Here is a 9473-nt window from a genome sequence, read left to right as displayed (position 1 = left end):
GGCGGGTATAGCTCAATGGTAGAGCAGCAGCCTTCCAAGCTGAATACGCGGGTTCGATTCCCGCTACCCGCTCCATTTCCTTCTCTTCCCGCCTTGACGGTCGCCGCCGCAGTGCTCGCCATTGCGGTATTCGCTTCCGAACTGGCGGGTCGTCGGTACTTGAGACTGGCAAAGTTCGCAACAGCTTGAACCCAATCTGTCCTATAAGGCGTTTTCAGAGGTATTGACCACCGCCTGAAGGAGCCAAGGACATGCTGCTCTACGACGAATCCCTTTTCCGCCAGAGCGCTTTGGTTGGCGACACCTGGATCGATGTCGATCCGTCCGCTGGTATTGCCGTTACCAATCCGGCTACCGGGGACATTGTTGGCGGCGTGCCAAAGCTCGGAGCGGCCGAGACGCGCCAGGCGATACTGTCTGCACAAGCGGCGCAGAAGGACTGGGCGGCGCGCACCGCCAAGGAGCGGTCAAATATCCTCAGGCGCTGGTTCGATCTGATAATGGAAAACCAGACTGATCTGGGGCGTATCCTTACTCTGGAACAGGGCAAGCCGCTCAAGGAGGCAGAGGGCGAAATCGCCTATGGTGCCAGTTTCATAGAGTGGTTCGCGGAAGAGGCCCGCCGCGTCTATGGCGACCTTATTCCTGGCCACCGGACGGATGCGCGCATTATGGTGATGAAGCAGCCCATCGGGGTTGTCGCGGCCATCACGCCCTGGAATTTTCCCAACGCCATGATCACCCGCAAGGCGGGGCCAGCGCTTGCCGCTGGGTGTGCCATGGTGCTGAAACCGGCCAGCCAGACGCCGTTCTCAGCCATAGCTCTGGCGGTTTTGGCCGAACGCGCAGGCCTGCCAGCAGGTCTGTTCAGCGTCGTTACTGGTTCCGCGCGTGAGATCGGTGCCGAGATGACCGCCAACCCCATCGTCCGCAAGCTGACCTTCACCGGTTCCACCGAGGTGGGGGCCGAACTCTACAAGCAGAGTGCGCCCACCATCAAAAAGCTCGGGCTTGAGCTTGGTGGCAATGCACCCTTCATAGTGTTCGATGACGCCGATCTCGATGCGGCGGTTGAAGGCGCCCTAATTGCGAAGTTCCGCAATAATGGCCAAACCTGTGTCTGCGCCAACCGCATCTATGTGCAGGACGGTGTCTATGACGACTTTGCCGAAAAGCTCGCCAAAGCCATTGGCACGCTCAAGACCGGCAATGGTTTTGACGAGGGCGTCATGCTCGGGCCGCTGATTGACCAGGCAGCGCTCGACAAGGTTCAGGAACATGTGGCTGATGCGCTTGGCAAAGGCGCCAAGGTCTTGCGGGGCGGCAAGCAGCACCAACTGGGCGGTACTTTCTACGAGCCGACCGTGATTGCCGATGTCACGCCCGCTATGGCGGTCGCCAAAGAGGAAACCTTCGGCCCGGTGGCGCCGCTCTTCCGTTTCAGGGACGAGGCCGATGTAATTGCACAGGCCAATGATACCGAATTCGGCCTCGCCTCCTATTTCTACGCTCGGGATCTGTCGCGTGTCTGGCGCGTTGCCGAAGCGCTTGAATACGGCATGGTGGGGGTCAATACCGGTCTCGTCTCGACAGCTGAGGCGCCCTTTGGGGGCGTCAAGTCCTCGGGCCTGGGGCGGGAGGGTTCGCGCTATGGGATCGAGGAATTCTTGGAAATGAAATATGTTTGCCTTGGCGGGATCGCTTGAGGCGATTGAGGCTGTCCGAAGCGCGGGGCGGAGACCGGCCGCCATCGGGGCCGGTGCTCTTCCGCCATTTTTCACCGGGTTTGCACCTGAAGGTCAATCAGTTCCGACAAGTGCGAAGCGACCTAAACTGCCCCTTGCATCCTGCGCGCTTTGCCATTAGACACGGCCTCGCCTGAAGGGGTTTAGCTCAGTTGGTAGAGCATCGGTCTCCAAAACCGAGGGTCGTGGGTTCGAGTCCCCCAGCCCCTGCCAGGCCTTCCAGACATTGCCAATTGCGTGTGCATGCTGCGCCTGCGCGACTTCGCCCGCTTGCGGGCCGCTGGCGCATTCACTCACAAGAAGAGCCAGTCCCCGGCAGGGTTTGGGAGTGCATGGGATCCGGGGACTGACGTTGGAGGTCGCAGGAGGCAAATCCTGCAGACTGAAAAACGCTCTTCCGACGTGAAAGTTGCGTCGGTTCCCACTTATTTCAGTGTCGGATTTCGAGCTACGCAGTCCGAGGAACGGATGTGGCAATGCGTGCGCTACTCGGCTGCTGCAGGCAACCTGTCACTATGCCGGGCCCTGAGCTTGTTGAGCTGGTGGGCCGCATGAGTCAGGAGCGCGGTTCGCACCTGCTCATGAGGAACCTTGCCGCAGTCCGCCTTGACGGGCAGGGTGAGCCCGTATTCGGTCACATTGCCATGAAATCGCTCGCGAATCCGCACGCGCACGGCACCGGTAGTTCGGCCGGCAATGGTCGCGTGTGGGCCAAAGTGTAGCAATTGGCAGGCGAGGACCTCGAACGACATTGCTCCCTCCACGAGCTTTGCCACATTCTGAGCATAATCTATCCAACGCCAAGCGATGCGGGCGTGCAAGGGGGATTCAGCGGCTTTTTGCACATATGCTTTACATGTGATCGGAAATCTGGGTCGCTATCACATAGCGATTCCCTGCTTATGCCTGTTGCATTCCCCCAGCAAAGCTTCTAGATAGCCCGCTCTAGCCGTGCGGGATTCCTGCGCGGCCTTTGGTTTTGCACCAAGATACGAAGTAGAAACGCCCATGGCCCGCACGAACCCAGTCCAGTTTCTCCAGCAGGTTCGCTCGGAAGTCAGCAAGGTCACCTGGCCGGGCCGGAGTGAGATCGTGATTTCCACGATCATGGTTCTGGTGCTCGTCATTTTGGCCAGCCTGTTCTTTCTTGCGGCCGATCAGGTCATTTCCTGGCTCGTATCGTTGATGCTGTCGATCCGCTGATCCGGATCAGTTAGAAAAGTTATTGGGAGCGGCGACCCTTTATGGCCAAGCGCTGGTACATCGTTCAGGCGTATTCGAACTTCGAGCGCAAGGTGGCGGAAGACATTCGCCTCAAGGTTGCGCAGAAGAAGCTCGAGCACCTGTTTGAAGACGTGATTGTGCCCACTGAGAAGGTGGTGGAGATCCGTCGCGGCCGTAAGGTCGATACGGAACGCAAGTTCTTTCCGGGCTATGTGCTGGTCAAGATGGACATGACCGACGAGGCGTTCCACCTGATCAAGAACACGCCCAAGGTCACCGGTTTCCTCGGCTCGGACAACAAGCCGATGCCGATTTCGGAGAGCGAGGCCATGTCGATCCTGCAGCAGGTGCAGGAAGGTGTGGATCATCCCAAGCCCTCCGTCAGCTTCGAAGTGGGCGAGAACGTGCGCGTGTCGGACGGTCCTTTCGCAAGCTTCAATGGTGTCGTCGAAGAGGTGGACGAGGAACGTTCCCGTCTCAAGGTCGAGGTCTCTATTTTCGGTCGCCCCACGCCTGTGGAGCTCGAATACGGTCAGGTCGAGAAGGTCTGATCGGTCTGCCGGGGAAACTCGGCAAAAACCGTGGAAGGGGATGGCGCTCAGCCCGCGTCAGGAAACCGCACCACGGCTTCAACTGCCCCTCGGGGCAACAGAGAAGGATGAAAAATGGCTAAGAAGATTACGGGCTATATCAAGCTCCAGGTGCCGGCTGGCTCTGCCACCCCGTCGCCCCCGATCGGTCCTGCGCTGGGTCAGCGCGGTCTGAACATCATGGAATTCTGCAAGGCCTTCAATGCGGCCACGCAGGAGCTCGAAAAGGGCTCGCCGATTCCGACAGTCATTACCGCTTATGCCGACAAGAGCTTCACCTTCGAGATGAAGCAGCCGCCGGTGACCTACTTCATCAAGAAGGCGATGAACCTCAAGTCTGGCTCCAAGCTGCCGGGCAAGGAAAGCGCCGGCACCATCACGCAGGCTCAGCTGCGCGATATCGCCGAGAAGAAGATGAAGGATCTCAATGCGGACGACGTCGAATCCGCAATGAGCATGATCGCCGGTTCCGCCCGGTCGATGGGCATCCAGGTCGAGGGCTAAGAACAAATGGCAAAGATCGCAAAGAAGGTCGCCGCTGCCCGTGAAGGCATCGACCGCAACAAGCTCTATTCGCTTGAAGACGCCGTCAAGCTGGTGAAGTCGAAGGCTTCGGCCAAGTTCGACGAAACCATCGAGATCGCCATGAACCTGGGCGTTGATCCTCGTCACGCCGACCAGATGGTCCGTGGCGTCGTCAACCTGCCCAACGGCACCGGCAAGACTGTCCGCGTCGCCGTGTTCGCCCGTGGCGCCAAGGCCGACGAGGCCACTGCTGCTGGTGCTGACATTGTCGGTGCCGAAGACCTGCTGGAAACCATCCAGTCGGGCAAGATCGAGTTCGATCGCTGCATTGCCACCCCGGATATGATGCCGCTCGTTGGCCGTCTCGGTAAGATTCTCGGCCCGCGCAACCTGATGCCGAACCCCAAGGTCGGCACCGTGACCATGGACGTCAAGGGCGCTGTTGGTGCTGCCAAGGGCGGCGCCGTGGAATACCGTGTCGAAAAGGCCGGTATCATTCACGCTGGCGTTGGCAAGGTGTCGTTCTCCGAAGAGGCGCTGCTGCAGAACATCAAGGCGTTCACCGACGCCGTCGTGAAGTCCAAGCCGGCTGGTGCCAAGGGTACCTATGTCAAGAAGGTCGCTGTCTCCTCGACCATGGGCCCGGGCGTCCATGTCGAGCCGGGTACGGCTCTCTAATTCAAGAATTCCGGGCGGTTCGCTGCCCGGTTTCGCCGCCCTCGCAAGGGCTGCGTAAAGTCCTGTCCGAGACTGCCGGTCGGCCTAGTGCCGTTAATTCCTTCCGGAGCCAGCAATAGACGGGGTGAGACCCAATTCCGGGCCCAACGGCCCAAGGGTTGCGGTTCGAACCTAAGCCAGTTGCCCCTTGCGGGCACTCGGTTGGCAGGCACTAACCGTTGTTCCCCGATCCTGAAAGGGCAGGGGGCAGCAATTGGCAATGGCTCTTTGGCATTCGCCTGAGAGTCAATTTGTGGAGACTAGCATTGGAAAGAGCGGAAAAGCGTGAAGTCGTCGCCTCGCTCCAGGAAGCCCTTGCGGGCGCTGGATCGATCGTCGTCGCGCACAATACCGGCCTGACCGTTGCCGCTTTCACTGATCTGCGCGTGCAGGTCAAGAAGGCTGGCGGCAAGGTCAAGGTCGCCAAGAACCGCCTTGCCAAGCTCGCTCTTAAGGAAACCGATGTCGCGGACATCTCGGACCTGTTCACCGGTCCGACCGTCATCGCCTATGCGGAAGATCCTGTCGCTGCACCCAAGATCGCAGCGGCCTTCGCCGAGAAGAACCAGAAGTTCGTCATTCTCGGTGGTGCCATGGGTCAGACCGCGCTGGACTCCAATGGGGTCAAGGCGCTGGCAACGATGCCCTCGCTGGACGAACTGCGCGCCAAGCTTGCCGGCCTGGTCAAGCAGCCCGCCCAGAACATCGCTTCCATTCTCGTGCAGCCGGGTGCGGGCATTGCTCGCGTTCTGGCCGCTCACGCGGAAAAGGGCGAAGCGGCTTAAGGCCGTTCCAAACTACCTCAACATTCGAACCCGAACCCAAACTGAAAAGAGTATGAAATGGCTGCTGATCTCGCCAAACTCGTAGACGACCTTTCGGCCCTGACCGTCCTGGAAGCTTCCGAGCTGTCCAAGATGCTCGAAGAAAAGTGGGGCGTTTCCGCCGCTGCTCCGGTTGCTGTGGCTGCCGCTGCTGGTGGTGCTGCTCCGGCCGCTGCCGCTGAAGAAAAGACCGAATTCGACGTGATCCTCGCCTCCTTCGGCGACAACAAGATCAACGTCATCAAGGAAGTCCGCGGCATCACCGGTCTCGGCCTGGGCGAAGCCAAGGCCCTGGTCGAAGGCGCTCCGAAGCCGATCAAGGAAGGCGTGTCGAAGGCTGAAGCCGAAGACATCAAGAAGAAGCTGGAAGATGCCGGCGCCAAGGTCGAACTGAAGTAATTTCAGTTTATGCCTTGAAATTTGCGAAATGGCGCTTTATGTGCCATTTCGCTTTTCCGTTTCTGACGGAACGATTCGCCTTGGGCCGATTGGATGGGTCCAGGCCCCAATTTGCGGAAATATATGACGAATTTGGATGTCGCGGGCAGATTGAAGCCTCTGTTGACCTCGCCGTGGGCTGTCCCTCGTGCGGGGCTTTAGTCGCTGATCACGTGTCTGTGAACCGGCTCATCGGGGTTGTGAGCCGAATCTTGTGCCATCCAGCTAGCCCCGCCGAATTGAATACCAGGCATATATCCCGAGCGCCGACGGCTGATAGTCGGGTCTTTGGATATCTGCCTCCGAGACAAGCGCATTAAATAGTAGGAGCTTTTATGGCTACCACGTTCAACGGCCGCCGCAAGGTTCGCAAGTCCTTCGGCTCCATCCGCGAAGTCACGGAGTTGCCCAACCTGATCGAAGTCCAGAAGGCTTCCTATGATCAGTTCCTCCAGGTTGTCGAGCCCAAGGGCGGACGTCCGGAGGAGGGCCTGCAGTCCGTCTTCAAGTCTGTGTTCCCGATCACCGACTTCTCCAACACCGCCTCGCTTGAGTTCGTACGTTATGAATTCGAGCAGCCCAAATATGACATCGACGAGTGCCGTGCGCGCGACATGACTTTCGCTGCCCCGCTCAAGGTGACCCTGCGGCTGATTGTGTTCGAGGTGGACGAGGAAACCGGCGCCCGCTCGGTCAAGGACATCAAGGAGCAGGACGTCTATATGGGCGATATGCCCTTCATGACGCCCAACGGCACCTTTGTCGTCAACGGTACTGAGCGCGTCATTGTCTCGCAGATGCACCGGTCGCCTGGCGTGTTTTTCGATCACGATAAGGGCAAGACCCATTCCTCGGGCAAGCTGCTGTTTGCCGGTCGTATCATTCCCTATCGCGGCTCCTGGCTCGATATCGAGTTCGACGCCAAGGACATCGTCTATGCGCGTATCGACCGCCGCCGCAAGATCCCGGTCACTTCGCTGCTCAAGGCCCTTGGCATGGATGCTGAGGAAATCCTCGACACCTATTACAACAAGCTGCAGTACGAGAAGACCGAGAAGGGCTGGCGCGTTCCTTACGATGCCGAGAAGTGGAAAGGCGCCAAGCCGACCCATGACCTGATCGACGCCAAGACCGGCGACGTCGTGCATGAAGGTGGCAAGAAGCTCTCGGCCCGCCAGGCCAAGAAGCTTGCCGAAAATGGCCTGACCCATCTGCTGGCAGTCGATGAAGATCTCTATGGCATGTATGTCGCCGAGGACCTGGTCAATCTGCAGACGGGTGAGATCTATGCCGAGGCCGGCGACGAGCTCGACGAGAAGCTGCTGACCACTCTAGTGGACAAGGGCTTTGACGAGCTGCCGATCCTGGACATCGACCATGTTTCGATCGGTGCCTATCTGCGCAACACTCTTGCCATCGATAAGAACGAAAGCCGCGAAGACGCGCTGTTTGACATCTACCGTGTCATGCGTCCGGGTGAGCCGCCGACTGTCGAAACCGCCGAAGCGATGTTCCAGTCGCTGTTCTTCGACGCTGAGCGCTATGATCTCAGTGCCGTTGGTCGCGTGAAGATGAACATGCGTCTTGAACTCGATGCTCCCGACACCATGCGCACCCTGCGCAAGGAGGACATTGTCGAGGTCGTCCGCACCCTGGTCGATCTGCGCGATGGCCGTGGCGAGATCGACGACATCGATAATCTGGGCAACCGCCGCGTCCGTTCGGTCGGCGAACTCATGGAGAACTCCTACCGCCTTGGCCTGCTCCGCATGGAACGTGCCATCAAGGAGCGCATGAGCTCGGTCGAGATCGACACGGTGATGCCGCAGGACCTGATCAACGCCAAGCCGGCCGCCGCCGCCGTGCGTGAATTCTTTGGTTCCTCGCAGCTGAGCCAGTTCATGGATCAGACCAACCCGCTCTCGGAAGTGGCGCACAAGCGCCGTCTCTCCGCGCTCGGGCCGGGCGGTCTTACCCGCGAACGCGCCGGCTTCGAAGTCCGCGACGTGCATCCGACCCATTACGGCCGTATCTGTCCGATTGAGACGCCGGAAGGCCCCAATATCGGTCTGATCAACAACCTGGCCACCTATGCCCGCGTCAACAAGTACGGCTTCATCGAGACCCCGTACCGCAAGATCGTCGACGGCAAGCTGACCGACGAGGTCGTTTACCTGTCGGCCATGGAAGAGGCCAAGCACTACGTCGCCCAGGCGAACGTGGCCTTCACCAAGGACGGTGAACTGGCTGACGACCTGGTTGTGGCGCGCCATGCTGGTGACAACGGCCTGACGCCCAAGGAAAATGTCGACCTGATGGACGTTTCCCCCAAGCAGATGGTGTCTGTTGCCGCGTCGTTGATCCCGTTCCTCGAAAACGACGACGCGAACCGCGCCCTCATGGGCTCGAACATGCAGAAGCAGGCCGTGCCGCTGCTGCGTGCCGAGGCGCCCTTTGTGGGTACCGGTATGGAGCCAGTCGTGGCCCGTGACTCGGGTGCTGCCATTGCGGCCAAGCGCACCGGTGTCGTGGACCAGGTGGATGCGACCCGTATCGTCATTCGCGCAACGGAAGAAACCGATGCGTCGAAGTCGGGCGTCGACATCTACAACCTGATGAAGTTCCAGCGTTCGAACCAGTCGACCTCGATCAACCAGCGTCCGCTGGTCGTGGTGGGCGACCACATCAATGCCGGCGACATCATTGCGGATGGCCCGTCGACGGAACTGGGTGATCTTGCCCTGGGCCGCAACGTGCTCGTCGCCTTCATGCCCTGGAATGGCTACAACTTCGAAGACTCCATCCTCCTGAGCGAAAAGATCGCCATGCAGGACGTCTTCACCTCGATCCACATCGAGGAATATGAAGTGATGGCCCGCGACACCAAGCTTGGTCCCGAGGAAATCACCCGCGACATTCCGAACGTTTCGGAAGAAGCGCTGAAGAACCTCGACGAAGCCGGTATCGTGCATATTGGTGCCGAAGTTCAGCCGGGTGACATCCTGGTCGGCAAGATTACCCCCAAGGGTGAATCGCCGATGACTCCGGAAGAAAAGCTCCTCCGCGCCATCTTCGGTGAAAAGGCTTCCGACGTTCGCGATACCTCGCTGCGCGTTCCACCCGGCGATGCCGGGACTGTCGTGGAAGTCCGTGTCTTCAACCGTCATGGTATCGACAAGGACGAGCGCGCCATGGCCATTGAGCGCGAGGAGATCGAGCGCCTGGCCAAGGACCGCGACGACGAGCAGTCGATCCTAGACCGTAACGTCTATGCCCGCCTCAAGGAAATGCTGTTCGGCAAGGCCGCGACTGCAGGTCCGAAGGGCTATGTCGTGGGCACCAAGCTCAACGACTCGATCTTTGAAGGTCAGCCGCGATCCAAGTGGTGGCAGTTTGCCGTCGAGGACGAC

9 protein-coding genes and 2 tRNA genes are annotated in these 9473 nt (G+C 59.5%); 10 read left to right on the top strand and 1 reads right to left on the bottom strand.

The genetic code is table 11. The annotated features are described in order from the left end of the window. The first annotated feature begins 1 nt into the window (after position 1). The 3 genes from QZ564_RS18200 (at position 2) to QZ564_RS18190 (ending at position 1958) form a co-directional block, all read left to right on the top strand. A tRNA-Gly gene (locus QZ564_RS18200) sits at positions 2-75 on the top strand. A gap of 176 nt (positions 76-251) precedes the next feature. Continuing rightward, a complete protein-coding gene (gene gabD / locus QZ564_RS18195) occupies positions 252-1706 on the top strand; it encodes an NADP-dependent succinate-semialdehyde dehydrogenase (protein WP_297113160.1) in 1455 nt (484 codons plus the stop codon). 176 nt (positions 1707-1882) lie between these two features. After that, positions 1883-1958: transfer RNA gene (locus QZ564_RS18190), tRNA-Trp, on the top strand. A 272-nt stretch (positions 1959-2230) separates the two neighbouring features. Here the strand turns inward: QZ564_RS18190 and QZ564_RS18185 are convergent. Beyond that, on the bottom strand, positions 2231-2497 hold the full coding sequence (locus tag QZ564_RS18185) for a hypothetical protein (RefSeq protein ID WP_297113158.1): 267 nt from the start codon (positions 2495-2497) through the stop codon (positions 2231-2233). A gap of 256 nt (positions 2498-2753) precedes the next feature. Between QZ564_RS18185 and secE the strand changes: the two genes are divergently transcribed. The 7 genes from secE to rpoB form a co-directional block, all read left to right on the top strand. Then, complete coding sequence (secE, locus tag QZ564_RS18180; RefSeq protein ID WP_297113156.1) at positions 2754-2948, top strand: preprotein translocase subunit SecE; 195 nt, start codon at positions 2754-2756, stop codon at positions 2946-2948. 41 nt (positions 2949-2989) lie between these two features. After that, entirely contained in the window at positions 2990-3520 is a 531-nt protein-coding gene (gene nusG, locus QZ564_RS18175; RefSeq protein WP_297113154.1) for a transcription termination/antitermination protein NusG, read from the top strand. 114 nt (positions 3521-3634) lie between these two features. Continuing rightward, positions 3635-4063: a 50S ribosomal protein L11 gene (rplK, locus tag QZ564_RS18170; protein ID WP_297113152.1), complete on the top strand. Its 429-nt coding sequence runs from the start codon at positions 3635-3637 to the stop codon at positions 4061-4063. A 6-nt stretch (positions 4064-4069) separates the two neighbouring features. Further along, positions 4070-4762 (top strand): 50S ribosomal protein L1, encoded by a 693-nt coding sequence (rplA, locus tag QZ564_RS18165; RefSeq protein WP_297113149.1) that lies wholly within the window; start codon positions 4070-4072, stop codon positions 4760-4762. Positions 4763-5067: 305 nt separating this feature from the next. Continuing rightward, positions 5068-5586, top strand: coding sequence for a 50S ribosomal protein L10 (rplJ, locus tag QZ564_RS18160; protein WP_297113147.1), 519 nt, complete (start codon positions 5068-5070; stop codon positions 5584-5586). A gap of 57 nt (positions 5587-5643) precedes the next feature. Then, positions 5644-6024: a 50S ribosomal protein L7/L12 gene (gene rplL / locus QZ564_RS18155; RefSeq protein WP_297113145.1), complete on the top strand. Its 381-nt coding sequence runs from the start codon at positions 5644-5646 to the stop codon at positions 6022-6024. 374 nt (positions 6025-6398) lie between these two features. Continuing rightward, positions 6399-9473: DNA-directed RNA polymerase subunit beta (rpoB, locus tag QZ564_RS18150; protein ID WP_297113144.1), on the top strand; the 3075-nt coding region annotated here is incomplete at its 3' end.

The sequence above is a fragment of the uncultured Devosia sp. genome, from assembly GCF_913055165.1.
GTDB lineage: Bacteria > Pseudomonadota > Alphaproteobacteria > Rhizobiales > Devosiaceae > Devosia.
The sequence above is the reverse complement of the archived record's forward strand: the minus strand, read 5'-3'. Positions and strand labels throughout refer to the sequence as shown.

Coding starts and splice junctions, on each gene's coding strand:
- rplL (WP_297113145.1), top strand. CDS start 5,644: ATGGCTGCTGATCTCGCCAAACTCGTAGACGACCTTTCGGCCCTGACC.
- gabD (WP_297113160.1), top strand. CDS start 252: ATGCTGCTCTACGACGAATCCCTTTTCCGCCAGAGCGCTTTGGTTGGC.
- nusG (WP_297113154.1), top strand. CDS start 2,990: ATGGCCAAGCGCTGGTACATCGTTCAGGCGTATTCGAACTTCGAGCGC.
- QZ564_RS18185 (WP_297113158.1), bottom strand. CDS start 2,497: ATGTCGTTCGAGGTCCTCGCCTGCCAATTGCTACACTTTGGCCCACAC.
- rplA (WP_297113149.1), top strand. CDS start 4,070: ATGGCAAAGATCGCAAAGAAGGTCGCCGCTGCCCGTGAAGGCATCGAC.
- secE (WP_297113156.1), top strand. CDS start 2,754: ATGGCCCGCACGAACCCAGTCCAGTTTCTCCAGCAGGTTCGCTCGGAA.
- rplK (WP_297113152.1), top strand. CDS start 3,635: ATGGCTAAGAAGATTACGGGCTATATCAAGCTCCAGGTGCCGGCTGGC.